20 protein-coding genes are annotated in these 23859 nt (G+C 75.1%); 5 read left to right on the top strand and 15 right to left on the bottom strand.

Features of this window, described 5'->3' with window-relative positions; all coding sequences use genetic code 11:
* Positions 1-102 precede the first annotated feature (102 nt).
* From PYR91_RS12635 to PYR91_RS12615, 5 genes are all read right to left on the bottom strand, one after another.
* A complete protein-coding gene (locus PYR91_RS12635; RefSeq protein WP_279779843.1) occupies positions 103-2262 on the bottom strand; it encodes a hypothetical protein in 2160 nt (719 codons plus the stop codon).
* A 1464-nt stretch (positions 2263-3726) separates the two neighbouring features.
* Positions 3727-4767: an L-histidine N(alpha)-methyltransferase gene (gene egtD / locus PYR91_RS12630; protein ID WP_279779932.1), complete on the bottom strand. Its 1041-nt coding sequence runs from the start codon at positions 4765-4767 to the stop codon at positions 3727-3729.
* A gap of 207 nt (positions 4768-4974) precedes the next feature.
* Complete coding sequence (locus PYR91_RS12625; protein WP_279779842.1) at positions 4975-5901, bottom strand: class II glutamine amidotransferase; 927 nt, start codon at positions 5899-5901, stop codon at positions 4975-4977.
* A complete protein-coding gene (gene egtB / locus PYR91_RS12620; protein WP_279779840.1) occupies positions 5902-7347 on the bottom strand; it encodes an ergothioneine biosynthesis protein EgtB in 1446 nt (481 codons plus the stop codon).
* The gene (locus PYR91_RS12615) at positions 7344-8582 is read right to left on the bottom strand and encodes a glutamate-cysteine ligase family protein (RefSeq protein ID WP_279779838.1); all 1239 of its coding nucleotides are present in this window, start codon (positions 8580-8582) and stop codon (positions 7344-7346) included. Before PYR91_RS12615 ends, egtB begins: the two co-directional genes overlap by 4 nt.
* Positions 8583-9082: 500 nt before the next feature.
* Between PYR91_RS12615 and PYR91_RS12610 the strand changes: the two genes are divergently transcribed.
* On the top strand, positions 9083-9718 hold the full coding sequence (locus tag PYR91_RS12610) for a hypothetical protein (RefSeq protein WP_279779836.1): 636 nt from the start codon (positions 9083-9085) through the stop codon (positions 9716-9718).
* Between the two features lie 238 nt (positions 9719-9956).
* Here PYR91_RS12610 and PYR91_RS12605 read toward each other — a convergent pair whose 3' ends face one another.
* Both PYR91_RS12605 and PYR91_RS12600 read right to left on the bottom strand, forming a co-directional pair.
* A complete protein-coding gene (locus PYR91_RS12605) occupies positions 9957-11063 on the bottom strand; it encodes a glycerophosphodiester phosphodiesterase (RefSeq protein ID WP_279779834.1) in 1107 nt (368 codons plus the stop codon).
* 160 nt (positions 11064-11223) lie between these two features.
* Positions 11224-11724 (bottom strand): HAD domain-containing protein, encoded by a 501-nt coding sequence (locus PYR91_RS12600; protein WP_279779931.1) that lies wholly within the window; start codon positions 11722-11724, stop codon positions 11224-11226.
* 187 nt (positions 11725-11911) lie between these two features.
* On the opposite strand from PYR91_RS12600, the gene PYR91_RS12595 reads away from it, so the two are divergent.
* The gene (locus tag PYR91_RS12595) at positions 11912-13060 is read left to right on the top strand and encodes a glutathione-independent formaldehyde dehydrogenase (protein WP_279779833.1); all 1149 of its coding nucleotides are present in this window, start codon (positions 11912-11914) and stop codon (positions 13058-13060) included.
* A gap of 23 nt (positions 13061-13083) precedes the next feature.
* On the opposite strand, the gene PYR91_RS12590 is transcribed toward PYR91_RS12595, so the two are convergent.
* Positions 13084-13998: a TIGR03619 family F420-dependent LLM class oxidoreductase gene (locus PYR91_RS12590; protein ID WP_279779832.1), complete on the bottom strand. Its 915-nt coding sequence runs from the start codon at positions 13996-13998 to the stop codon at positions 13084-13086.
* 317 nt (positions 13999-14315) lie between these two features.
* Here PYR91_RS12590 and PYR91_RS12585 point away from each other — a divergent pair, with 317 nt between their 5' ends.
* A complete protein-coding gene (locus PYR91_RS12585) occupies positions 14316-14546 on the top strand; it encodes a hypothetical protein (protein ID WP_279779831.1) in 231 nt (76 codons plus the stop codon).
* Positions 14547-14605: 59 nt separating this feature from the next.
* Here the strand turns inward: PYR91_RS12585 and PYR91_RS12580 are convergent, their stop codons facing one another.
* Positions 14606-15709 carry a nucleoside hydrolase gene (locus PYR91_RS12580; protein ID WP_279779829.1) on the bottom strand — a complete coding sequence of 368 codons (1104 nt, stop codon included), beginning with the start codon at positions 15707-15709 and terminating at the stop codon, positions 14606-14608.
* Entirely contained in the window at positions 15706-16755 is a 1050-nt protein-coding gene (locus PYR91_RS12575; RefSeq protein WP_279779828.1) for a hypothetical protein, read from the bottom strand. Before PYR91_RS12575 ends, PYR91_RS12580 begins: the two co-directional genes overlap by 4 nt.
* 360 nt (positions 16756-17115) lie before the next feature.
* On the opposite strand from PYR91_RS12575, the gene PYR91_RS12570 reads away from it, so the two are divergent.
* Positions 17116-18459, top strand: a complete 1344-nt coding sequence (locus PYR91_RS12570; protein ID WP_279779827.1) for a lanthionine synthetase LanC family protein — start codon at positions 17116-17118, stop codon at positions 18457-18459.
* Positions 18460-18480: 21 nt separating this feature from the next.
* On the opposite strand, the gene PYR91_RS12565 is transcribed toward PYR91_RS12570, so the two are convergent.
* From PYR91_RS12565 to PYR91_RS12545, 5 genes are all read right to left on the bottom strand, one after another.
* Positions 18481-19899: a HAMP domain-containing sensor histidine kinase gene (locus PYR91_RS12565; RefSeq protein ID WP_279779826.1), complete on the bottom strand. Its 1419-nt coding sequence runs from the start codon at positions 19897-19899 to the stop codon at positions 18481-18483.
* Positions 19900-20083: 184 nt separating this feature from the next.
* Positions 20084-20239: a hypothetical protein gene (locus tag PYR91_RS12560; RefSeq protein ID WP_279779825.1), complete on the bottom strand. Its 156-nt coding sequence runs from the start codon at positions 20237-20239 to the stop codon at positions 20084-20086.
* A 214-nt stretch (positions 20240-20453) separates the two neighbouring features.
* Positions 20454-21524, bottom strand: coding sequence for an ABC transporter ATP-binding protein (locus tag PYR91_RS12555; protein WP_279779823.1), 1071 nt, complete (start codon positions 21522-21524; stop codon positions 20454-20456).
* Positions 21521-22366 carry a molybdate ABC transporter permease subunit gene (gene modB / locus PYR91_RS12550; protein WP_279779821.1) on the bottom strand — a complete coding sequence of 282 codons (846 nt, stop codon included), beginning with the start codon at positions 22364-22366 and terminating at the stop codon, positions 21521-21523. Before modB ends, PYR91_RS12555 begins: the two co-directional genes overlap by 4 nt.
* A 67-nt stretch (positions 22367-22433) precedes the next feature.
* Entirely contained in the window at positions 22434-22859 is a 426-nt protein-coding gene (locus PYR91_RS12545; RefSeq protein ID WP_279779820.1) for a TOBE domain-containing protein, read from the bottom strand.
* A gap of 163 nt (positions 22860-23022) precedes the next feature.
* On the opposite strand from PYR91_RS12545, the gene PYR91_RS12540 reads away from it, so the two are divergent.
* A complete protein-coding gene (locus PYR91_RS12540; protein WP_279779819.1) occupies positions 23023-23847 on the top strand; it encodes a DUF1206 domain-containing protein in 825 nt (274 codons plus the stop codon).
* Positions 23848-23859 lie beyond the last annotated feature (12 nt).

Below are 23859 nucleotides of genomic sequence, written 5' to 3'. Positions count from 1 at the left end.
CGCACGGTTGCGCGGGTGCGGCTTGCCCTGACGTCCGGCGGGGCGGTGGCGTGCCGGGGTGGCGCTCGGGGGGCGCCTCGTGCGGGACGCGGGAAGGGGGTGTCAGGCGTCCTCCCACAGGACCTGGCGGGGGGCCGGAGGGAGGTGGACGGCGCCGCTGCGGTCGGCCAGGGTGACGGACTTGAACAGCAGGGGATGGCCGTCGCCCAGGGCGGGGCGGCCGTGGGGGAGCGGGGTCCTGTCCAGCAGGGGGGCGAGCAGCTCCTCCAGGCCGTCGAACCTGCCGGCCTCGAACCGGCGGGCGGCCTCGTCGTAGCGGCCCTCCAGCAGGAGGGGGTGGGCCGCGTCCAGGCTCTTGTCTCCGAGGCCGGCCAGCGTGGCGCGGTGCCGCCGCGCCGCCTCGCCGTCGCCCTGGGCGTCGGCGCAGCGGGCGCCCAGCAGCAGCGTCCGCGCCCGGCCCGGGGGGTCGTCGTCGGCGGGCTCGGCCGCCCGGACCCTGCCCAGGACGGCCACGGCCGACGCCGGGTCCCCGTCCAGCAGGTGCGCCTCGGCCAGCGCCCGCCACACCGACAGCACCAGCCCGTCGGGAGAGGCCGCCGACACCAGGCCGGACAGCTCCTCCAGCGCGCCCACCGCGGTGCGGGTGTCGCCGCCCATGGCGGTCGCCAGCGCGTACGTCACCCGGCCCTCGGCCCACAGGCGGAAGGAGACGTGCCGGGCGAACCAGTCGTCCAGCACGGGAGAGCGTTCCAGCAGACGCAGCACGGCGACCGGGTCGCGCAGGACGAGCTCGGTCTGGGCCAGGCGCACCGTGTCGTGGTTGGGCCAGTAGGCGATCGGCTGGAGCAGGTCGGCGCGGTGCCGGCCCGCCTCCTGCAGCAGGTGGCGCGCCTCCACCGGCTGCCCGGCTTCGAGCAGGGCCTCGCCCAGGGAGACCCTGGCCGCCGCCACGTTGATGTCGCCCAGCTCGCCGAGCCGCTCCTCGCGGTCGACGACCACGGCCTCCGCGAGCCGCACGCCCTCCACCACCCGGCCGGCACGGGTGGCGGCCCGCGCCGCCGCCTGAGCGGTCAGCGTGTAGCGGCGCCACGAGGCCGACAGGCCCGCGGCCTTGCCCGCGCCCTCGGCCCGCGCCGCGCGCGCCTGGTCGATCAGCCGGGCGCCCTCCACCGGGCGGCCTGCCTCCACCAGGACCTCGCCGAGGTTGTTCCGGGCCCGGGCCGCGTACGAGACCGCCTCGGCGGCGTCGAGCGGGCCGATGCGGCTCTCGGCGATCTCCAGGGCCGAGGCGAACGCGTGCCGCGCCGCGTCCAGGTCGCCGTACCGCAGCAGCGCCAGCCCCCGGCGGCTCTGCACGTCGCACCCTGAGCGCGGGCCCGCGTGCGCGCCGGCCTCGGGGAGGGAGAACAGGCGTGACAGCTCCGCGGCCTCCCGGGCGGCCCGCTCCAGCAGGACGCCGGTGTCCAGCAGGGACCGCAGGACGTTGGCCTGCGCGCCCGACTCGGCGCGGGTGCCCGGCGCCGTGCGCCGCGCGACGTCCCGGCCCCGTTCGGCCACGTCCAGGTCGTTGATCCACGTGCCGGCCAGCGGCACCAGGTGCCTCTCGTACCAGTGGGCGCCCAGGGCGGCGGCCTGCCGGTCGACGGGCCCGTCGGGGTCGTCGGTGAGGGCGTCGAAGGCCAGGTCGGACAGTTTCTCGGCGCAGGCGCGCGCCCATCCGGGCGGTGGCAGGCACACGGCGGTGGCGGCCGCCGTGAGGACCGGGGCCAGATGGTCGGCGTAGGCGACCACCCGCCCCGCCCACCCGGCGGAGGCGGCCCGGCCCATGGGGCTGTCGGGCCAGCTCGGCGGCCCCTGCGGCGCGGACTGGCGCTTCTCGGAGGTGGCGATGTCCCCGATGCCGAGTTGCACCTGCTGCGTGAGGAACGATTCGGCGCGGTGGAACCGGGTCACCACGAGCAGCGCCTGGGTCACCAGGTCGCGCGCCTCCACGAGGCTCTCCGGCGTCTCCGGCGGCTCGTCCGCGGCGCCGTGTCCGGTGAAGGCCACAAACGCGTGGTGCAGCGCGAGCGCGACCAGGACCCGCCGGCTCCTGACCTCGTTGTACAACCAGACCGCGCTGCGCCGCCCGCTCTGCCCCTCCCGGGACAGCCGTACGGCCGCCGCCACGTCCTCGGCCCTGACGAGGTGGTAGTCGGTGTGGCGGAGGACCTCTGCCGCGGCCTCTCCGATCGCCGAGAGCCGTCTTTCCTGCGCCGACACCCTTGAGGCCTCCTCGTTCACTGATGCGGTGCGCGGGTGTGAGTTATAACGACAAAAGCCGCATTGTTCCTCAAAGCATATATCTCAGACAGATGCCTAGCTCCATTGGGCTTCCGCGCCCCGCCGCCACCCGCCGAGAACGGGGTCGACAGCACCCGTTTACGCCCTCCCGGGAAAGCGATCGGTACACGTCGGGAAACACTTAGTGGAAACAAGCCGGACGCCAAGGAGTTCCGCATAAAGCCCTTGCCGCAAATCCCCCGAAATACGAAACGCCCCTCCGAGGCCATGTATGCACACCCCCCCGAAGCCGCAGCCACCCCCCTCGCCCACATGACCACCCCCTTCCACCGCGCCCACGTAGCCGCCCCCTCTGGCCGTGCGGGCGGGGGCGCCGGCGTGGGTGGCGTCCGCGTGGCCGCTCCTCGCGGCCGCGCCGCCAGGGCTGCTCCCTCGCGCCCGCCGCGCTGTTCGTCCCCGGCGCCGGGTCGGCGGGAGGGGGTGCGGTCGGGGCGGCGCCGTTGTGCGGCGGGTTGCCCGGTGGGGGTTCGGGCCTGTGTCAGTGGTCCTCCCGGGCTCGGGTGTCCTCCAAGGGGTGGGGGACGCCGGCCTGGTCGGCCAGGCGGCGGGCCGCGCGGGGGAGGGGGTGGCCCTCGTGGAGGGAGCGGCGGCCTTGTGCCGGGGGGGTGCGGCAGAGCGATGGTCGCGGCGGGGCGCCGACCACCTCGTGGTCGCGTGAGCCCGCGTGGTCGCGTGAGCCGAAACGCGGCGCCTGCTCGCATGACGTGCGCGGCAGCACCGGGTGCACGGGGTCGAGACCGGGCGGCGCGGCCTCGCCGCCCTCTCGTCCGCCGGGCGCGGCGGACGGGATGGGGGGCTCGGGGGGTGGGTCGGCGCGTCCATCTGATGAAGGTGCCTCGCGCGCCGGTGCGTGGTAGCCCGGTGCGCCGGGTTGATCGGTCAGCGGCCCGGAAACGTCGGTGAACGGGATCCGCGGGCCGCCCCGTTCGCCCAGCGGCTCGCGGGCGTCCGCGAGACGGACGGCGGCACGCTCGCCCCGCCCGGGACGGAGCCGGCCGGGGCGGCCGTCCAGTCGCCGTCCGGCTCGGGCGAGGCGTAACGAAAGACCGGAATCACGAATAAGGTGCTACCAGCCGATGCGAGATCCCGTCTTCGCCGATGTATAGGGGAAGGCGTGGAGTCAGCTCCCGGACGATCGGATCCCGCCCCTTCGCCTTCGTACACCCTCCTCGCATCCGTCCGGCTTTCACGCCCCGGCCGGTCCGCCCGTTCCCCGGTCCGCCCGTTTCCCGGGCTCGTCCGTGTCACCGGGCTTGTCCGCGTCACCGGGCTTGTCCGCGTCCCGGGCTCGTTCGTGGCCCCCGGCTCGTCTGTGTCCCAGGCCCGCGCGGCGCGTTCGCGTGCCCCGGCCAGACCTGTCTGTTCACGCGCGACCGGCCCTCGTCACGCCGGGTCGGCGCCGTTCCCGGGGGCTCGGCGGGGGCGGGGCTCGCGCGGGCGGCCGGCGTCGCCGCCCCGTCTTTCGGGGACGTACGCCAGCGCGAGGCCGAAGTCCCGGCCCGGGTCGCTGTACCAGCGGCTGAGGGCGAAGCCGCTCCTGAGCAGTTCACCCTCCAGCCGGTACCGGTGGAACTTCGCGCTGATCTCGGTGCGCATCTCCTCGCCCGCCCGGAACGACACCGACAGGTCGAGGTCCCGGAACCGCACCCGCATCGGCCGGGTGGCGCGCAGCCGCATCTCGATGCGGTGCAGCTTGCCGTCGTAGAGCGCCACGTGCTCGAACGCCTGGGGGATGAAGTCCGCGCCCAGCTCGCGGTTCAGCACGTTCAGCACGTTGCGGTTGAAGGCGGCCGTCACCCCGGCGGCGTCGTCGTAGGCCGCGACGAGCCGGCCGGTGTCCTTGACCAGGTCGGCGCCGATCAGCACGCTGTCGCCAGGGGCGAGGCCGGCGCGCAGCTCCTCCAGGAAGGCGGTCCTGGCGTCCTGGTCCAGGTTGCCGATGGTGCCGCCGAGGAAGGCGACCAGGCGCCTGCCGATGCGGGGCAGCACGGCCAGGTGCCGCTCGAAGTCGGCGCAGACCGCCCAGATGGCCAGCCCCGGATAGCCGGCCGCGATCTGCCGCGCGGCGGCGTCCAGCGTGGACGCGTCCACGTCCACCGGCGAGTACGTCTTGAGCGTCCCGGCCGCGCCGAGCGCGTCCAGGAGCAGGACGGACTTCTCGCTGACGCCCGAGCCCAGCTCGACCAGCGTCTCCGCGCCGGTCCGCGCGGCGATGTCGGCGGCGTGCTCGCGCAGGATCGCCGCCTCACGCCGCGTGGGGTAGTACTCGGGCAGCCGGGTGATCTGCGTGAACAGCTCGCTGCCCCTGGCGTCGTAGAACCACTTGGACGCCAGCCACTTGGGCGTCGAGGTCAGGCCGGTGCGGACGTCCTGCGCGAGTGCCTGGCGCAGGCGGTCCGGGCCGAGGTGGTTGACCGTGTACAGGAACGGCAGCGGAATCTGGGTGACGGACACGCGGGCCTCCTGGTGTGGCGGTGGTCTCGCAGCGGTGTGTTCACGCGTGCGCTCGGGTCGGCGGTCTGCCCCGCCCGCCCCCGGCTCCGGCGGGTGGTGGATCGTGGACGGTCCTCGGTCGTGGATGAGGGTGGCCGGCGGCGGGCCGGCGGGTGGTCGCCTCGGGCGGAGGGACCGTCAGAGCGGGCGCAGGCGGACGCCGGCGGGTGTGGCGAGGACCAGGTGCCGGTCGGGGACGGCGTCCCACCCCGGCCGGTCGTCCAGCGGCTCGCTGGCGACCAGCGTGCCGCGTGCGCCCTCGCCCCGCTCGCCGGAACTCATGTCGCCGTCCCCGTTCCAGCCCGCCCCGTCGTCCGGCGGCTCGCCGGCGAAGGGCGTGTCCCCGTGCCCCTCGGCGGGGTTCGCGTGGTGGTTCCTGGTCCAGCTCTCCTCGTCGTCCGGCGGCTCGCCGGCGAAGGGCGTGCCCCCGTGCCCCTCGGCGGGGCTCGGGTCGTGGTCCTCGCCCCACTCGCCGAGGTGCAGGAAGAGGGTCTCGTTCCAGGCGGTGGCGGCGAGCCCGCGACCGTCCGCGACCAGGAGGTTGAGCCGGGCGCCGGGGTCGTCGGTCCCGGCGCGCACGACGACGTCGGCCACCGCGTCGCCGAGCGGCGCGCCGGCGGCCAGCCGGGCGAAGACGGCGGCGGCCAGCCAGGCGGAGTCGCAGGCGCTCTCGGGGACGCGGCCGTCCAGCAGCGGCTCCACCGCCTTGAACGCCACCCGCCCGTTGTGGCTGAGCAGCCGCCGCCCGTCGGTGAACGGCGCGGTGGCCGACTCCTCCACCGGCATGCCCGGCGTCGCCGAGCGCACCGCCGCCAGCAGGCAGGCGGACCGGGCGACGGACGCGATCCCCGGCAGGTTCGCGTCCGCCCAGATCGGGACGGACCGGCGGTACCGCAGCGGCGCGCGGCGCCCGGGGACGTACCAGCCGGCGCCGAACCCGTCGGCGTTGACCCGGCCGCCGCGCTGCAGGCGCGGGGCGTAGGACTGGCCGAGCAGCCCGCGCGGCTCCCCCAGCAGCGTCACGAGGGTGCGCGGCGCGCCCAGCCACGCGGCGTGGCGGCACATCTACGCCTCCCCGCGCGCGGCGTCGCGGGCGCAGCGGAACCCCGCGAAGATCTGCCGCCGGATCGGGTGGTCCCAGTTGCGGAACGTGGTGCGCGCCGCGGTGGGGTGCGTCGCCCACGACCCGCCGCGCAGCACCCGGTAGTCCCCGCCGAAGAACACCTCGCTGTACTCGCGGTAGGGGAAGCTGCGGAAACCCGGATAGGGCAGGAACCGCGAACCGGTCCACTCCCACACGTCCCCGATCATCTGCTCGGCCCCGCAGGCCGCCGCCCCGGCCGGGAACGCGCCCACCGGGGCCGGTCGCGACGCCCGGTGCCCCAGGTTGGCCAGCTCCGCGCCGGGGCCGTCGTCCCCCCACGGGTAGCGGCGCGCCCGCTCCGCTCGCGGGTCCCAGCCGCAGGCCTTCTCCCACTCGGCCTCGCTGGGCAGTCTCCTGCCCGCCCAGCGGGCGTAGGCGTCGGCCTCGTACCAGCTCACGTGCTGCACGGGTTCGGACGGCGGCACCGGCTCGGCGCGCCCGAACCGGGTGCGCCACCAGCGGCCGGCGTCCCGCGTCCAGAACAGCGGGGCCATCACCCGGTGCTCGGCCCGCCAGCGCCATCCGCGCGGGTCCCACCAGCGCGGGTCGGCGTATCCGCCGTCGTCGACGAACTCCATGTAGGCCCCGGCGGTCACGGGGTACCGGTCGATCCAGTACGCGGGCAGGTCCACGCGGTGCGCGGGCCGCTCGTTGTCGTAGGCCCACGGGTCGGTGCCGGTCCCGGCCACGAAGGGGCCGCCGGGGACGAGCACCTCCCGGCCGCCGGACGGCCGGCCGGGGGGCAGGGGCCCGTCGGGCACCAGCCCGGGTTCGCCCGAGAGCTGCAGGGTCGCCAGCATGGTCTCGTCGTGCTGGTGCTCGTGCTGCAGGACGAGGCCGAAGACGAACCCGCCCGAGCGCAGCGGGTGCGGGTCGCGCAGGTCGGCCGCGTCCAGTACGTCCAGCACGCGCCCGCGCACGCCGGAGATGTAGCGGCGGGCCTCGTCGGGCGGCAGGAGCGGCAGCGCCGGGCGCCGGCCGCGCGGGTGCGCGAAGGCGTCGTACAGCGTGTCGATCTCCGGGCGCAGCGGCGCGATGCCGCCGGCCTCCCGCAGGACCCACAGCTCCTCGTAGTTGCCGACGTGCGCGAGGTCCCACACCAGCGGTGACATCAGCGAGGAGTGCTGGCGCACCAGCGTCTCGTCGTCCACGTCGGTGTAGGCGAGGGACCGGTCGCGTCCCAGCTCCAGCTCGGCCGCGATCCACTCCTTCAGGCCGTCCCACTCGGGGTGGACCACGCCGGGACGCCGGGCGAACGCCCCGTAGCCCGTCGTGCGGGGCCGCGGCGCGCGGGCCGTGCCGGGCGCGTGGGGCCCTTCGGCGCGGGCGCCGCCGTCCGGCGCGCCCCGGGCCTCGCCGGCCGTCATGCCGGCACCTCCTCGGCGAGCCAGCCGGGCAGGTGGCCGCCGCCGAGGTCCCGCGCCCGGCGGAGCACGTCGGCGGCGGGTGAGCTGCCCGGGGTGACGTGGCGGTCGGCGAAGGCGCTCGCCTCGGCCACCAGGCTCGGCGGCGCGCCCAGGCGGGGCAGCGCCTCGATGGCGGCGCGGAAGCAGTCGTCGGCGGCCCGGCGCAGCCGCGGGTCGGAAAGGCCCGTGTACGCCGCCTGCCACCAGCGGTCGGCGAACGGCTCCGCGGCGGCCGTCGCGGCGTCCGCGGCGCGGTCGTCCAGCAGCAGCGCCGAGGTGACCGCCACGCACGCCGGCCACGAGGACGGGCTCAGCGCGTCGAGGTAGCGGATCTCCAGCCAGCCGCGCGGCCTGACCGGAGGGAACACGGTGGTCGCGTGGTAGGCCAGGTCGGCCGTGGTGGGCGCGCGCCCGGTCAGGCCGGGGGCGTCCATCCAGTCGCCGAAGGTGCACCTGCTCGGCTTGGGCCGGCGGGCGCGGCTGCCGCGGGGCAGCATCAGCCGCGCGTCCATCAGGCGCGTGGCCCAGGTCGCGGCCGGATCGTCGTCGTCGTACGGCAGCGGGCGGGTCCGCGTCGGGTCCAGGTGCAGCCATACCGCCTGACGGCCGGAGGTCCACCCGCAGGGCCGTGAGCGCAGCAGCGGGGAGTTGGCGAACGCGGCGCTGAGCACGGGGCCGAGCAGGTTGGCCCGCCGCCACCGGACCTCGGGGCGGTCGCCGAGGTCCACGTTGACCTGGATGGACGCGGTCAGGCACATCATGAGCGGCCCGTAGGGGACGCCCAGCAGCTCGGCCATCGCCTCGTAGCGCGGGCGGCGCAGCTGGCGCAGCGGCGGCCGCACCGGGTCGAGCCCCATCCCGGCCAGCACCAGGCCCCGGTCGAGCAGGGCGCGGCGCACCTCGTCCACGTCGGCCGCCAGCGCGGAGACGGCGTCCGGCAGCTCGCCCGGCGGGCCCGCGAGCTCCAGCTGGCCGCCGGGCTCGAACGTCACCGTGGCGCCGCCGCCGGGCACGGGGAGCGCGTCGGTGATCTCGGCCACCGACACGTGCCGGGACAGGTCGGCGAGGTCGAACACGAGGAACTCCAGCTCGACGCCGACCCTGTCTCCCGGCGTCCCCCGGAAGCAGCCGCGGGCGAACGCCTCCACGTCCGCCTGGCGGCGCACCCGTCCGTCGCCGTTCTCCGAACCGATCATGGGTTCCTCCGCTGGTGTGTACGGCCGGTACTGCCTTGCGGACCTCCTGTGAGCGGAAGCGGGCGCGTCGGGTGAAGGGAACGGAGCCGTGGTGCCGGCGCGACGGGCCGGATGGGCGGCGGCGGGCGGTGGACCGGGCGTCCACACCCGCCGGCCGGGTTGTCGTCGTCCTGGACCCGCCGAGGGCGGTTCGCCGGGGAACGGCGGGCCTGCCGAGCGAGGTGGCTTCGGCTAAATGCGTCTTACCCGGCAATACCTCGCATGAAGCACAAAATAGGACGTACAGATCAAATAGGATGATGTACGCATTAAGGGGATTGTCTGCCACGTCAACGGGGCCGTATTCGGCGTTGCGAACACCGTGTCACTGCGTGGATACTTCGGGTGACGAGACCGACGGCTTCCCGTCCGCGCCGTCCGGCGGCGCCCGCTCGCCGCACCTCACGGAGGGGCCCGGTCGTGCCGGCGGGGCGGGCGGGACGGTTCCAAGGGGGAGCACCATGCACGCCAGGAAGCTGTGCGCGGTCGCGCTGGCCACCGTCGCCTGCGCGGCCCTGACGGCCGCCGCGGTCGCCTACGCGTCCGGCGCCTGGCGGCCGAGGCCGCCGTGGGCGACGGCCGGGCCCGCCGCGCCGGCCGGGGAGAAGCCGCCGCCGCGTGCCGCACCCGGGGCCGGGCAGGCCTCGCCGGAGCGTGAGGTGCCCGTGCCGCGCCTGGCGTCCGTGCCGCTGGCGGAGTCCGCCTCCCAGGTGGAGGCGATGGCGCAGGTGGGCGCGGTGCCGCCGCCCGGGTCGGTGTCGGCGGACGGGCCCAGGCCGCGCACGGAGGCGGCCGCGGAGCGGGAGGCCAAGGGCCGTGGGGCCCCGGCCGAGGAGGACGGGAAGGCGGCGGCCCTCACCGGGTACGAGGTCGTCGAGCTGGAGAACACCACCGTCCCGAACTTCACCCGCCGGACGGCCGAGTGCCCCTCGGGCAAGAGGGCCGTCACCGGCGGGGCCGAAGCCCGCGGCGAGGACGCCATCCTCGTCGGAAGCTTTCCCGCCGACGACGGCACCGGCTGGGTCGGCATGGGCCGCCAGAACGACTACAGCGACGTCGGCATCAGCGTCTTCGTGGTCTGCGCCGACGTGACCTGACCCGGCCTGGCGTGGTCGCACCGACCTGACCTGCGTCGAGGTGACGTCACCCGCGTCGAGCGGACGCGAGGCCAGCGCGACCTCGCCGCCGCCCGCCCGTGGGTCCCGCGGGACGCACGGCCCCGTCCGGGGGCGGAGGCGGCGTGCACGCGTGGGCCCGGCCTGGGCCGGCCACGGACGACACGACGAAGGCGGCCGAGGCCGAGGGCGCCCCGGCCGCCTCGCGGGCCGGCCACCGTCAGTGGCCGTCGAGCACCCGCTCGCGGGTGGCGCGCGCGAGACCGGGGTCGTCGGCGAACACGCCGTCCACGCCGAGGTCGAACAGGCGCTCCAGCCAGCCCATCACGTCGCCGGTGGCGCGTGGGTAGGCCGGGCCGGCGGGGTTGCCCAGCCGGTAGTCCACGGGGAGCTGGGAGTTCTCGTTCCGGATCGTCCAGGTGTGCACCAGCAGGCCCCTGCGGTGCGCGTCCCTGATCAGCGTGGTGGGCGCCAGCAGCCTGCCGTCCGGGCCGGTCGGCACGATGCGCTGGGTGGCAACGCCCACCCCGTCGGCGTACCGGGCGATCTCGCGCAGGCCCTCGGGCGTCACCAGGTCGCCGTACGTGCGCGGGTCACCGGCCGCCACCAGGTCGTAGGGGGCGCCGGTGGCGTTGATCAGCTGGGCGATCGGCGCCCGGGTGGCCGAGCGCAGCTGCTTGAGGTTCCCGGTCTCGAACGACTGGATGAACACCGGGGCGCGGGAGCTGTCCCAGCCGAACCGCCTGAGCGTGCCGACCAGCGGCTCCTCCAGCGACAGCCCGATGGAGTCGAAGTAGGTCGGGTGCTTGGTCTCGGGGTACACGCCGACGCCCTTCTTCTTGGCGAGCGCGACGACCTCCTCGAACGTGGGGATCTGCGCCAGGCCGTCGAAGGCCGTGTTGTCCGGCCGCAGATCCGGGATGCGCTCCTCGGCCCGCAGCGTGCGCAGCTCCGCCAGCGTGAAGTCCTCGGTGAACCAGCCGGTCACCGCGGCGCCGTCGATGGTCTTGGTCGTCCGGCGGGCGGCGAACTCCGGGTGGCTCTCCACGTCGGTGGTCTGGGAGATCTCGTTCTCGTGCCGGGCGACGAGCACATGGTCCTTCGTGGAGACCAGGTCGGGCTCGATGTAGTCGGCGCCCATCTTGATCGCCGCTTCGTAGGACAGCAGCGTGTGCTCCGGCCGGTAGGCGCTGGCGCCCCGGTGGCCGACGATGATCGGCGCCTGGTCGTCACGCCCGCTCCTGTCGGCGGTCGCGGGCTGGACGGCCGCGAACACGGTTCCCGCGGCCAGGACGGCCAGCGTACCTGCCAGCGTCTTCTGCGACATCTGGGCACACCCCACTCTCTCGTCTCGCGGGGCACGCTAGTGGCGGGAGCTGTACCCGCGGTGGCGAGTCAGTTAACGATCAAAGGTCGGCGCGCGGCCAGAGCGCGCCGCCGCCCGCCCAGGGAAGGGGCGGCGGGAGCGACGGCCCCGCGCGCCCGCCTCAGCGACGCGGGCCGAGGCCCGCCAGCCAGTCGCGCGCCCGGGCCAGGTGGCCGTCGCCCAGGCCGGTCAGCGGGTCCACCTCGACCAGCAGGAACTCCCCGACGCCCGGGTGGTCCTTGAGGTACTCCCAGTCGGCGGGCCCGAGGCTGTCGTCGAACCACACGAACGGGCGCCTGGAGACGTACTCGGCCACGTGCCGGGTCTTGAAGTGCTCGCCGGCCCGCGTGCCCGGGTCGCCGCTCACCTCGATGACGGGCAGCGGCGGCAGCCCGATGCGGGGCGCGATCTCGACGTTGGCGTGCTGCTCCCAGGTGGTGGCCCAGGCCAGCTCGGCCCCGGTGTCGCGGGCCAGCCGCGCCAGGTCGCGCCCGTGCCCGGCGTTCAGCATGATCCGGTAGGTCTGGCCCTCCAGCACGCACTCGTAACGCCGTAGCCGCAGGCTGTGCCGCCGTGCCGGGTTGAGCACCCCGTCCACGTCCAGTAGCACCAGGGGACGCATGGTCACGGGGCTCTCCTCGCTGGTCGGTACCGCATGCCATGATGCCGCCCCGCCCCGCCGCCGCCCAACCGGCACCGCCCGGACGGCGCCGCGCCCTACTAGCCGGATGGGGGATGTGGCGCACGAGGGCCGGGGGGAGGGTCGAGGAAAGGGGCGGACCGCCCGCGCCCTGGCCGGGGAGGCGAGCATGAGGGCAGTCGTGTACAACGGACCCCGGGACGTCAGCGTGCAGGACGTTCCAGATCCGCGGATCGAGACCCCGCGTGACGCGATCGTCAAGATCATCACCACGAACATCTGCGGGTCCGACCTGCACATGTACGAGGGGCGCACGAGCATGGAGCCGGGCCGCGTGCTCGGGCACGAGAACTACGGGGAGGTCGTGGAGGTCGGCGACGCCGTGGAGCGGATCGCCGTGGGCGACATCGTGAGCGTGCCGTTCAACGTCGCCTGCGGCACCTGCAAGAACTGCGGGGCCGGGCTCACCAACTACTGCATACGCGCCAACCCCGAGCCCGGCCTGGCCGGCGCCGCCTACGGGTTCGCCGACATGGGCCCCTATCAGGGCGGGCAGGCCGAGTACCTGCGCGTGCCGTGGGCCGACTTCAACTGCTGCAGGATGCCCGAGGACGGCGTCGACAAGCAGAACGACTACGTCATGCTGGCGGACATCTTCCCGACCGGCTACCACGCCACCGAGATGGCGGGCGTGCGGCCGGGGGAGTCGGTCGTCATCATGGGCGCCGGGCCGGTGGGGCTGATGGCCGCGCTCTCGTGCGTGGTCAAGAACGCGAGCAAGGTCATGGTCGTCGACCGCCATCCCGACCGGCTGCGACTGGCCGAGAGCATCGGCGCCATCGCCGTCGACGACTCGCGAGGCTCGCCGGTCGAGCAGGTCCTGGAGCTCACCGGAGGAGAGGGAGCCGACCGCGGCTGCGAGTGCGTGGGTTACCAGGCCCATGACCCGCAGGGGCGCGAGCATCCGGACGACACCCTGAACAAGCTGGTGGAGTGCGTCCGGTTCACCGGCGGCATCGGCGTCGTCGGGGTGTTCATCCCGGACGACCCCGGCGCGTCGGACGAGCTGTCCGCGCGGGGGCGGGTGCCCCTGGAGTACGGGCTGCACTGGTTCAAGGGCCAGACGATGGGCAGCGGCCAGTGCCCGGTCAAGCGCTACGACCGCCACCTGCGCAACCTGATCCACACCGGCCGAGTCGAGCCGTCCTTCCTGCTGTCGCACGAGCTGCCGCTGAGCGAGGCCCCGGACGCCTACGCGCACTTCGACAAGCGCGAGCCCGGCTGGACGAAGGTCACCCTCAAGCCCGGGCTCGGCTGACCGCCGCCGTCGGGACGGGCGGTTCAGGCGCGGGCGTCGATGGCGGCCTTCAGTTCGGCGAGCAGCCCGACCTCCTCCTCGACGTCGGAGGCGTCGAGGCTCGCGAACAGCACGTGGTCGACGCCGCGCCCGGCCAGGCGGGCGACGTCCTCGGCGATCTCGGCGGGCGACCCTCCCAGGTACGGGCGGCCCTCGCCCAGCGGCTCGCGGGTGATCGGCACGTTCGCCCGCGCCACCACCGGAAGCGCGTCGGCGTCTCGCCCGTGGGCGCGGGCCGCCTCGCGGAAGCCGCCGGCGAGCTGGAGCAGCAACTCCTCCGACAGCGCGACCGGGTTGAGCCCGTCGGCGATCCGCGCCGCGCGCTCGACGCCGCCGGGGGTCATCGAACCGAACAGGATGGGGATGGACGCCTGGACGGGCTTGGGGTTCACCTCCGAGGCCTCGATGCGGTAGAACCGCCCCTTGTACTCCACCGGGTCCGGACCCCAGCAGGCGCGCATCGCCGCGACCACCTCGTCCATGCCCGCGCCCTTGCGCCGCATCGGCACGTTGGCCGTCTCGAACTCCTGGGGCATCCAGCCCTGCCCGATGCCCGCGATCACCCGGCCGCCGCTGAACCGGTCGAGAGTCGCGTAACGGCGGGCCAGCACCACCGGAGGGTGCAGCAGAGCGTCCACCACGCTGGTCCCCAGCTTGACGCGCTCGGTCAGCGCGGCCACGTAGCTGAGCGTCTCCAGCGGCTCGTAGGTCTCCCGGTAGATCTCCGGGATGCGCTCGGGCGGCCCCTGCGGCTGCGGGAGCTTGGCCATCGGCCTCAGCAGCCGTTCATAGGTCCACAGCGCGTCGTAGCCGATGCTCTCGGCCTCCCGGGCGACGCGGGCGATGTTGGCGGGGGAGGCGAGTGCGCCCGACGTGGGCAGTGCGACACCGAGTTCCATGGGAATCCTCATCCGAGCGGTAAGGGCGGACCATCGATCACTCGCGCCACCCTAACCGCCCACGATCTTGGGTGGCCGCGCCCGGGGGCGCCTCGACACGGCTTTGTCCGGCCTGATAGTCATGAGCTGCCGCTCCGTGGGCAGGATGAGGCACATCCGTGCCGTGCGGTTGCCGGGGCCGCGCCGGATTTGCCACCCTTGGCAGTCATATCGGCCCGCGGCATCGGCAGGCACGGCCCGGTCGCCGCGACCGGTCTCAGCCCGGTCGCGACGGCCGGCGACATCACGACCGACATGCCAGCCGCGAGGAGAATCCCTTGACCGCACCCAGAACCGACAACCTCGACCTCGCCACGAGCGCCCGCGCGATCGCCGACGGCAAGCCGGCCGGGACCCTCGGCCACGCCGCCGCCACATCGGTCGCCATCACGCTCGCCACCACCAGGGATGTGCCCGAGGCCCGCGCCGTGCTCGACGGCGTGACCCCCCAGGACGTGCGCCAGGCCGCGATCGAGCTGCTCGACCGGCTCTCCGGGCCCGCCCGCTAGACCGGGCCGCCCGGCCGCCCGGCCGCCGTGCGCCTCGCGCGTCCGGCGACCGCGATGCCTCACGGCCCCGTGAGGCCGGCGACGAACCCCGTGACGAACCTGGCGACGTCGACGCTCGCCACCACCCGCGCCCCCCGCGCGGCCGTGCCCCGTCCACGCCCCCCTGGCCCGCCGCTCGCGCCCGCCGGCTCGCCACCGGTGCCCGCCTGCCCGCCCCCGGTGCCCGCCGGCATCTCCCGACCGCCCGCCGGCGCCCTCGTGCCCGCGTCCGGCGGCTCGTCCACCGCGCCCGCCGGGCCCCGGGGGTCCGTGCCCGCCGGCTCGCCCGCGGTGGCCAGGACCGCACGCGCCGACGCCCCCGTGCCGACGACGTCGACCGGGCCGCGGGCCCATGCAGTCACCAGGGACGGGTCGAGCAGGACGCCGGCCGCCAGCGGATCGTGCAGCAGGGCCGCGCGCCCGCCCCGCCCGCGCGAGCCCTGGTAGGACTCCAGGAGCTCGGCGGCGAATCGCGCCACCGGCGTGCCGGCCCCGCGCAGGGCCGGGAGGCCGCTCTCGGGAAGCGTCGCCGTGGCCGTGACGTGCACTCCCACCCAGACCGGCGCGCCGGGCGCGCCGAGCACCTCCCGCGCCGCCGCCGGGTCGCCGGCGACGTTGGTGTCGCGCGGCAGCGGCGTCGCGCCGGGCGCCGGGCGGGGACCCGACCCGGCCATCAGCACGACCGAGCGGTACCTGGTCAGCAGGAGCGGGTCGTCGCGCAGCGCCAGCGCCAGGTTGGTGAGCGGTCCGAGCGTCAGCAGGTCGAGCTCGCCCGGGTGCTCGGCGCCCAGGCGGACCAGCAGCGCGGCGGCCGTCTCGCCCGCCACGGGCGGGAGCGGGCGCGCGTGGCCGCGGTCGCCCAGGCCGTCCCGGCCGTGCGACCGCGGGCCGATGGGCCCGGTCGGCGCCAGCGGCCCGGCGGCGCCGCGCGCCATGGGGACGGCGACGCCGGCCAGGCGCAGGGCGTAGGCGGCGTTGCGCAGCGCGTCCTCCTCCGCGCAGTTGCCGAACACCGAGGTGACGGCCGTGATCTCCGCCCGCGGGTGCCCGGCCAGGTACAGCAGCGCGAGGGCGTCGTCGATCCCCGCGTCGGTGTCGACGACCACGCGCCGGACCGCGCTCACGCCGGGGGCCCATCCCCGGCGAAGTGGTCGGACACGCGGGAGGGGGCGAAGGCGCCGCGCTCGGTGACGATGCGGGTCACCAGGCCGGGCGGCGTCACGTCGAACGCCGGGTAGTAGCCGCGCGCGCCCTCGGCGGCGGTGCGGGTGCCGAGCACCCGGAGCACCTCCTCGCCGTCGCGGTGCTCGATCTCGACGTCCGCGATGCCCGGCGAGTGCGGGTCGGGGGCGTGGGCGAGCACGTAGAACGGCACGCCGAACGCCTGCGCGGCCAGCGCGACGGCCAGCGTGCCCACCTTGTTGACCACGTGGCCGTCCATGGTGACCCGGTCGGAGGCCACCAGCGCCACGTCCGCCAGCCCGTCGGCGAGCGCGGCGGGCACCATGCCGTCGGTGATCACGGTCGGACGGTACCCCATCTCGACGAGCGTCGCGGCGGTGAGCCGGGCGCCCTGCAGGTAGGGCCGGGTCTCGGTGCAGACGAACTCCAGCCGCCTGCCCGCCTCCTCGGCCGCCTGGACCGCGGCCACCAGGTAGGCGTCCCCCCAGCAGTGGGTGAGCACCCGGGCGCCGTCCGGGAGCAGGGCCGCGGCGTGCCGCCCCAGCTCCCGCGTCGAGGCGCGGTAGGCGGCGTCGTGCCCGGCCGCCGCCTTCGCCACCGCCCCGGCCAGCTCCTCGCCCGGCGCGTCCGCCAGCGGGCCGTCCACCGTGGCGGCCAGGACGGCGTGCACGGCGTCGCGGATGTGGTGGTTGGTGGGCCGGGTGGCGATCAGCCTGCGGCCGGCGGCCCGAAGGCGGGCGGCCGCGTCGCCGGGCCCGGCGGCCCGCGCCTGCCTGGCCGCCAGCGCCATGCCGGCGGTCGCGGCGAACAGGGGCCCGTGGCTCTGGGTGACCATGCGCTCGATGGCCACCGCGACCTGTTCCACCGTCTCGCACCGCTCCCAGCGCAGCTCGAACGGGTAGACACGACGGTCGAGGATCTCAACCCAGCCGTCGTCCGCCGTCCGCACCGAGTCGGCGAGCGACGGGACGTTCCTGGTGCCGGTCACTCCCGGATACCCCCTCCGCGCGGGCGCGGGCGGACCGGCGCCCCCGCGCGGGCGTCCCGGCCGGGCGCCGGAGCGGGCGCGGACGGCCTCGCGGGCCGGTCCGCGCTCCGGCGCGCGTCTCCACTGAACCGCTTCCAGGCGCCGTCGGCCAGCCGGTTACTGTCCGTCTGCGGTAGGTGTCGGAAGTTGTACATGATTGTGCCAAGCGGAATGCGCATGCGCTCTCCCACGGACAGCCGGTTTGTGAAAGAGTTCAGCTACGGCGGACGACGGAGTCAGCCGTATGCCAAGTCCGCACGCAGAGCTATTGCCTAGTATTCCTACCAAATACGTGGGTTGTGATCTCGCGCAGGAGGCGACATGACTTCTGACGGGAACCATGCGCCGTGGCAGCGCGCGGAGTCCCCCTTCACGGCGGCGGTCATGGCCGGTCGGTGGATCCGCACCGCGGCGGTCGACGACGAACGGGGCCGGCACTGGCGCGCCAATCCCGACCCACGGCGCGACTCGGCCAGGTCGGGCCGGTCCTCGTCGCTCTACGCCGGGGCGGCCGGCATCGTGCTGTTCTTCATCGAGCTGGCCACCGTCACCGGGCACGAGGCCTACCTCGACGACGCCGCGGAGGGCGCGCGCTTCCTCGCGAGCACCTGGGAGGAGGAGACCGACTTCTCCCTGTACCACGGCCTGGCGGGCGTCGTCTTCGCGCTGGCCGAGGCGAGCTGGGCCACCGGCGACGAGCGGTTCGCCGCCGCCGCCAGGGCCGGCGCCGACCGCATCGTGCGCGGCATGCGCGGGAGCGGCGACGGTGCCGGGTGGACCGGCGACCCCGCCCAGAGCGGCGACGGCGGCATCATCCTGGGCCTGCTGCACGCCTCCGGCATTCTCGGCGTCCCGGCCTACCAGGACGTCGCCGTGGAGGCCGGCGCGGCGATCGCCGCCCGGGCGGTCCCGGGCCACCGCTTCGGCGCCGAAGGCTGCCCCGGGTTGCCCATCGACGCGGTCACCCCCGGCTTCCTTTCGGGCACCGCCGGCACCGCCTTCCTGCTGGCCCGCCTCTACGGCGTCACCCGCGACCGCCTCTTCCTCGACGCCGCCCAGCGGGGGGCCGACTTCGTCCGCACGGTGAGCACCGTCACCGACGACCACGCCCTGGTGCCGCACCACGTGCCCCAGGGCCGCGAGCTGCACTACCTCGGGCTGTGCTCGGGGTCGGCCGGCGTGGCGCGCATGTTCTACGAGCTGCACCGCGTCACCGGCGACCCCGGCGACCTCGAATGGGTCGAGCGCCTGGCCCGCGGCATCGTGTGCAGCGGCATCCCGTACCGCCAGACGCCCGGCTTCTGGAACGTCGCCTGCCAGTGCTGCGGGACGGCCGGCCTGCTGGAGCTGTTCATCGGCCTGTGGGCCGCCACCGGCGCCCAGCCCTACCTCGACTTCGCCGGCATCCTGGCCGACAACCTGATCGGCCGGGCCACCGGCCACGACGACACCGGGTACCGCTGGTACCAGGCCTACCGGCGCCTGCGGCCCTGGGAGGTCACCGCCGACACCGGCTACATGATCGGCGCCGCCGGCATCGGCTCGGCGCTGCTGCGCGCCGAGGTGGCCGCGGCGGTGGGGGAGCCGCGCCGGCTCATCCTGCTCCCCGACAACCCGTTCCCCGCCATCCCGCTGCCGGCCTCCGCCCTGCGCCGCTCTCCCTGAGCCGCTCCCGGCCGGCGGGCGTCACGCCGAGCGGGCGTCATCGCACGGGGGGACGGCCGCCGGGGCCGGGAACGGCGAGAGCGGCAGCCGCAGCACGAAGCGCGCCCCCTCGTCGCTCGGCTCGACCGCCAGCGTGCCGCCGCTCAGCTGGGCGATCTGGCGGGCGATGGCCAGGCCGAGGCCGGTGCCGCCGGCGTCCTTGTTGCGGGCCGCGTCGAGCCGGGTGAACCGCTGGAAGACGATCTCGCGCTTGTCCGGCTCGATGCCGGAGCCGTCGTCGCACACCTCCAGCACCGCCGTGCCCCGGCCGAAGCGGCGGTCGCCCGTGGGCGGCTCGGCGCGGACCACCACGGTGATCGTCGTCCGGGCGTGCCGTTCGGCGTTGTCGATCAGGTTCGTGAAGAGCCGGGCCAGCCGCAGGCGGTCGGCGGCGACCACCACGCGCGGCTCCAGGTCGCGCACGATCTTCCGGGTCCACTGCCGGCCGTTCAGCTCGGCGCCCACCATCTCCGCCAGGTCGAGCCGCTCCTCGGCGCCCGGCGTCCCGGCGTCCAGCCGCGCCACCATCAGCAGGTCGCAGACGATGGCCTGCAGGCGGTCGAGGCTGACGAGCAGGCTGTCGCCCATGACGTCGATGCTGGTGTCCTCCGGGGCCAGCAGGGCGTCCTCCACCTGGGCCCGCATGGCCGTGATGGGGCTGCGCAGGTCGTGGGAGGCGTCGGAGGCGAACTGGCGTTGCTGTTCCATGGCCGACTGGAGCCGGTCGAGCGTGTGGTTCACGCTCTCGGCGAGGTCGTGGATCTCGTCCTCGCTCGGCGGCACCGGGACGCGGCGGTCGGGACACGTGGCGTTGATCGTCTCCAGCTCGTTCCTGATGGCGTTGACCGGTTTCAGCGACCTGGTGACGACGCGGTAGCTGCCGAACGTGACCGCGGCCGTGAGGAACAGCACGCCGCCGATCATCAGGGCGGCCAGCCGGGGGTGGACGAGCGGCGGCAGCCCCGGGGCGGCGCTGTAGACCATCCACGTCTGCCCGGCGTAGTAGACACGCTGGGCCACCACCACGTGGCACACGCCGCCCGGCAGGACCCCGCCGCACACCACCGAGGACGCCATGTGCCTGCCGGGCTCCGGGACGAACCGCGCGATCGGCTCCCGCCCCGCCAGGGCGGGCGTGGACGCGGCCACCAGGCCCTCGGCGTCGACGACCTGGATGTAGTCGATCTCCCCGTGGGGGAGCGGATTCTTGACCAGGCCACGCTCGATCTCCGAGGCGACGCGCGCCCCGGCGGAGGTGACCTCGTCGATGAGGTACTCGGTGGCGAGACGGTGGATCGCGGTCATCAGGATGCTCGCGAGCAGCGTCGTCAGCAGGACCGCGACCACGCCCGCGAAGAACGTGATGCGGGTCCTGACCGACCACCGCCGCTCGGAACTCACCCTGCCGCGTCTCCCCACACACTCACTGTCACCACCAGTCGACCACATCGGCTGGAGGAGTCGGCAGCGGGGGCGGGGATCGGGGGGCCGGAGGCGGAGCGGTGTCCCCGCGGGCCGGGGCGGTGGGGGTCAGAGGCGCCCGGCGGCGGGTCGGCTCACCGGGAGGAACCGGTGGGCGGGGGTGTCAGTCCGCGGGACCGGTGGCGCCGCCTTCACCCGACGCCGCGGTCAGGGAGCGCACCGTCTCGGTGAGATGGGCCACCTGGACCTCGAGATTATGGACCCGGGCTTCGAGTTCGACGGCGCTGGCGGGCTGATATGTGGCGATCTGCCTTGGCATCGGCGACCGCTCCCTTCCCTCGTGGTCGGCTGCGGGCGTGAAGGGACATGGGGATCTCCGCGTGAGCCCCAGACGCTTTACCTCTGCCCACCCACAGGCCCGGCAAGCGCGATCCGACTCATTTACCGCCCGTGAGTTTGCCGGGAGGCCCCTGGCGGCACCCCCGCGACGCCGTCCGAGGCCGACGGCACCCCGCGACGCCGTCTGAGGCCGGCTAGGCCGATCCGGCCGGGTAGGCATGGGTCTCGGTGGCCTTGACCGCCGCCCAGACCTCCTGACCGGGGGACAGGCCCAGCTCGGCCACGGCCGCGGGCGTGATGTCGGCCGCGGCGGCGACCGGGCCGCCGAGGTGCACGCGCACGCGGTCGCCGTGCCGTTCGACCCCCTCGATGACGGCGGGCCACAGGTTGCGCGGCGTGCCGTCCGGCCGCGCCCGGTACAGCGCGACGGCCGAGGGCGGGAACGCGACGAACGCCGGGCCCTTGAGATCCTCGCTCACGCTGAGGACCAGGCCCTTCCCCGGCGCGGTCCCGCTCGCGGCCGAGGGCTCCACCCGCACCTCGTGGCCCTCGGCGTCGCCGCGGTAGAGGTTCAGCCCCACCAGGCGGGCGACGTACCCGGTGCGCGGGTGGCGGGCCACCTCGGCCGGCGTGCCCTCCTGCACCAGGACGCCGTGCTCGATCACCACCAGCCGGTCGGCCAGCACCATGGCGTCCAGCGGGTCGTGGGTGACCAGGACGCAGGCGCCGGTGAAGCCCTCCAGGTGGTGACGGAGCCGGGCGCGCACCTCCATGCGGGTGTGCGCGTCCAGGGCGGCCAGCGGCTCGTCCAGCAGCAGAAGCCGCGGCCGCACGGCCAGCGCCCGGGCGAGCGCCACGCGTTGCGCCTGGCCCCCCGACAGGTTCCCCGGCCTGGCGTCGCGGTGCTCGGCCAGGCCGACCCGCTCCAGCCAGGCGGCGGCGGCGCGCCGCGCCTCGGCCCGGCCGGAGCCGTGGCAGCGGGGCCCGAAGGCGACGTTCTCCAGCGCGCTCATGTGGGGGAACAGCAGGTAGTCCTGGAAGACCATGCCGATCGGGCGCCGCTCTGGCGGCCGGGCGCCCATCGGCACCCCGTCGATCGTGACGTGGCCGCCCGACGGCGCGGTGAGCCCGGCCAGGACGCGCAGCGCGGTGGTCTTGCCGGCGCCGTTCGGCCCGAGCAGCGCGACCACCTCCCCGGGCTCGGCTCGGAGCCGGACGTCGAGCCGGAAGCGCGGGCGCTCCACGACCAGGTGCGCGTCGATCATCCGGCGCTCACCCACCGGTCGCGCAGGCAGGCCAGCACGGCGACCGACACCGCGAGCAGGACGAGGCTGAGGACGATGGCGGCCTCCGGGTCGGTCTCCAGGGCGAGGTAGACGGCGAGCGGCATGGTCTGCGTGCGCCCGGGGAAGTTTCCGGCGAAGGTGATCGTGGCCCCGAACTCGCCCAGCGCCCGGGCCCAGCACAGCACCGCCCCCGCGGCCACCCCCGGCGCGACCAGGGGCAGGGTCACCCGCCGGAACACCGTCCACCGCGAGGCGCCCAGCGTGGCCGCGGCCTCCTCGAAGCGAAGGTCGGTCGCTCTGATGGCCCCCTCGACGCTGATGATCAGGAACGGCATGGCGACGAACGCCTCGGCGAGCACGACGGCCGCGGTGGTGAAGGGCAGCGTGAGGCCGAACGCCGAGTCGAGCCACTGCCCCACCAGCCCGCGCCGCCCGAGCACCAGCAGCAGGGCCACGCCGCCGACCACGGGGGGCAGCACCAGCGGCACCGTGACCAGCGCGCGCACGAACCCGCGCCCGCGGAACGGCACGCGGGCCAGCATCCAGGCCAGCGGGACACCGAACAGCAGGCACAGCACGGTGGCGACCGACGAGGTCACCAGCGACAGGCGCAGAGCCTCCAGCACGCCCGGCTCGGTCAGGCGGACGGCGAGCGTGGACCACGGGGCCCGTACCAGCAGCCCGGCCAGCGGCAGCACCAGGAAGGCCAGGCCGGCAAGCGCGGGCACCAGCAGGACCAGCGGGACGCCGCGAGGCCCGGACGGCGGGCCGGGGCGCCCGGCCCGCCGCGGCCCGGGCGGCGCGGTCGTCGATGCCCTCATGTCGTCTTCCTCCCCTCGATCACCCGCCGTCACGCGGCCGCCTCACCGCCCCGGGGGGCGGGTGCCGTCACCGGTCGGCGGCGGGGGCGCGGGTGTGGTCGGGAGAGAGCTCGACCACGACGTTGGTCGACTTGATCACGGCGACGGCCGGCACGCCGGGCTCCAGCCCGAGCTCGTCGGCCGCCTGGCGGCTCATCAGCGACACCACGCGGAACGGGCCGGCGGCGATCTCCACCTGGGCCATCACGGCGTCCCGCACCACCTCGGTGACGATGCCCCGGAAGCGGTTGCGCGCCGAGGACAGTCCCGAGCCGTCCTCGGACTCCACCCGGGCGCGCGCGAACGCGGCGAGGTCGGCGCCGGCCACCAGCCGGTGCCCGTGCTCGTCGCGGACCGCGGGCAGCCGCCCGGCGTCCACCCAGCGGCGGACGGTGTCGGGGCTGACGCCGAGCAGCCCGGCGGCCTCGCTGATGCGGAACGCCGTCGCGGCCATGAAGTGAGTCCTCGCGCCGTCGAGCTCGGACAGGCGCCGGAGCAGGCACCTGCGAGGGGAACAGGCGAGATGTCATCTCGTCTGCGTCACCAGCGTACAAGAAGGAATGTTTACCTTTCGCTGCCAGGTGTAGAGAACACTGGCTATCGAAAGGAGCCGTCTAATGAACTCCGTGGCATCGGCGGGGCAACAAGCGAAGGGCGCCGCAGGGAAGGCGACGAGAAGCCGGGCGTTCGACCGGCTCGCCCGGTTCGGCATGGCGTGTCGCGGCCTGGTGTACGCGTTGATCGGTCTGCTCGCGATGCGGATCGCCCTCGGCGGCGGCGGCGAGGAGGCCGACAAGACCGGCGCCGTCCGCACGATCGCCGAGCAACCCTTCGGCACCGTGGTGCTGTGGCTGCTCGCGATCGGGTTCACCGCCCTCGCGCTGTGGCAGCTCTCCGAGGCGCTGATGGGCGGCGTCCTGGACGTCAAGGAGCGCGTCGAGGCCGGGGCGCACGTGGTGGTGTACGCCCTGTTCGTCTTCACCCTCGTCAGCCTGCTGTCGGGCGGCGGCGCCGGCTCCTCGACCGACGAGAAGTCCAAGGACCTGTCGGCGACCGTCATGGACTGGCCCGGCGGGCAGTTCATCGTCGGGCTCGTCGGGCTCGCCATCATCGGCATCGGCCTGTACTGGATCCACGAGGGCGTCAAGAAGAAGTTCCGCCGGCACCTGCGCACCGGCGAGATGAACCCGAAGACCCGGAACATCGTGGAGAAGCTGGGCATGACCGGTTACGTGGCGCGCGGCGTGGTCGCCATCGGCGTCGGCGTGTTCACCGTGTCGGCCGCGATCAGCTTCGACCCCGACGAGGCCAAGGGCATCGACGCCACGCTGCGGTCGTTCGCCGACACCCCGTTCGGGCCCTGGCTGCTCGTCCTGGTCGCCCTGGGCCTGCTGACCTTCGCCGCGTACTGCTTCTGCGAGGCCCGCTGGCGCAAGACCTGATCGTCGGCCCGC

Origin of the sequence: Sphaerisporangium sp. TRM90804 (assembly GCF_029846175.1) — a bacterium.
Taxonomy (GTDB): Bacteria; Actinomycetota; Actinomycetes; order Streptosporangiales; family Streptosporangiaceae; genus Sphaerisporangium.
Note: the sequence above shows the minus strand (reverse complement) of the source record. Positions and strands in the feature narration are given on the sequence as shown.

What these genes read in the sequence shown, in the direction of transcription:
- PYR91_RS12625 (WP_279779842.1), bottom strand. Translation starts at nt 5,901, where the DNA reads ATGTGCCGCCACGCCGCGTGGCTGGGCGCGCCGCGCACCCTCGTGACG.
- egtB (WP_279779840.1), bottom strand. Translation starts at nt 7,347, where the DNA reads ATGACGGCCGGCGAGGCCCGGGGCGCGCCGGACGGCGGCGCCCGCGCC.
- PYR91_RS12615 (WP_279779838.1), bottom strand. Translation starts at nt 8,582, where the DNA reads ATGATCGGTTCGGAGAACGGCGACGGACGGGTGCGCCGCCAGGCGGAC.
- PYR91_RS12610 (WP_279779836.1), top strand. Translation starts at nt 9,083, where the DNA reads ATGCACGCCAGGAAGCTGTGCGCGGTCGCGCTGGCCACCGTCGCCTGC.
- PYR91_RS12605 (WP_279779834.1), bottom strand. Translation starts at nt 11,063, where the DNA reads ATGTCGCAGAAGACGCTGGCAGGTACGCTGGCCGTCCTGGCCGCGGGA.
- PYR91_RS12600 (WP_279779931.1), bottom strand. Translation starts at nt 11,724, where the DNA reads ATGCGTCCCCTGGTGCTACTGGACGTGGACGGGGTGCTCAACCCGGCA.
- PYR91_RS12595 (WP_279779833.1), top strand. Translation starts at nt 11,912, where the DNA reads ATGAGGGCAGTCGTGTACAACGGACCCCGGGACGTCAGCGTGCAGGAC.
- PYR91_RS12590 (WP_279779832.1), bottom strand. Translation starts at nt 13,998, where the DNA reads ATGGAACTCGGTGTCGCACTGCCCACGTCGGGCGCACTCGCCTCCCCC.
- PYR91_RS12570 (WP_279779827.1), top strand. Translation starts at nt 17,116, where the DNA reads ATGACTTCTGACGGGAACCATGCGCCGTGGCAGCGCGCGGAGTCCCCC.
- PYR91_RS12560 (WP_279779825.1), bottom strand. Translation starts at nt 20,239, where the DNA reads ATGCCAAGGCAGATCGCCACATATCAGCCCGCCAGCGCCGTCGAACTC.
- PYR91_RS12555 (WP_279779823.1), bottom strand. Translation starts at nt 21,524, where the DNA reads ATGATCGACGCGCACCTGGTCGTGGAGCGCCCGCGCTTCCGGCTCGAC.
- modB (WP_279779821.1), bottom strand. Translation starts at nt 22,366, where the DNA reads ATGAGGGCATCGACGACCGCGCCGCCCGGGCCGCGGCGGGCCGGGCGC.
- PYR91_RS12545 (WP_279779820.1), bottom strand. Translation starts at nt 22,859, where the DNA reads ATGGCCGCGACGGCGTTCCGCATCAGCGAGGCCGCCGGGCTGCTCGGC.
- PYR91_RS12540 (WP_279779819.1), top strand. Translation starts at nt 23,023, where the DNA reads ATGAACTCCGTGGCATCGGCGGGGCAACAAGCGAAGGGCGCCGCAGGG.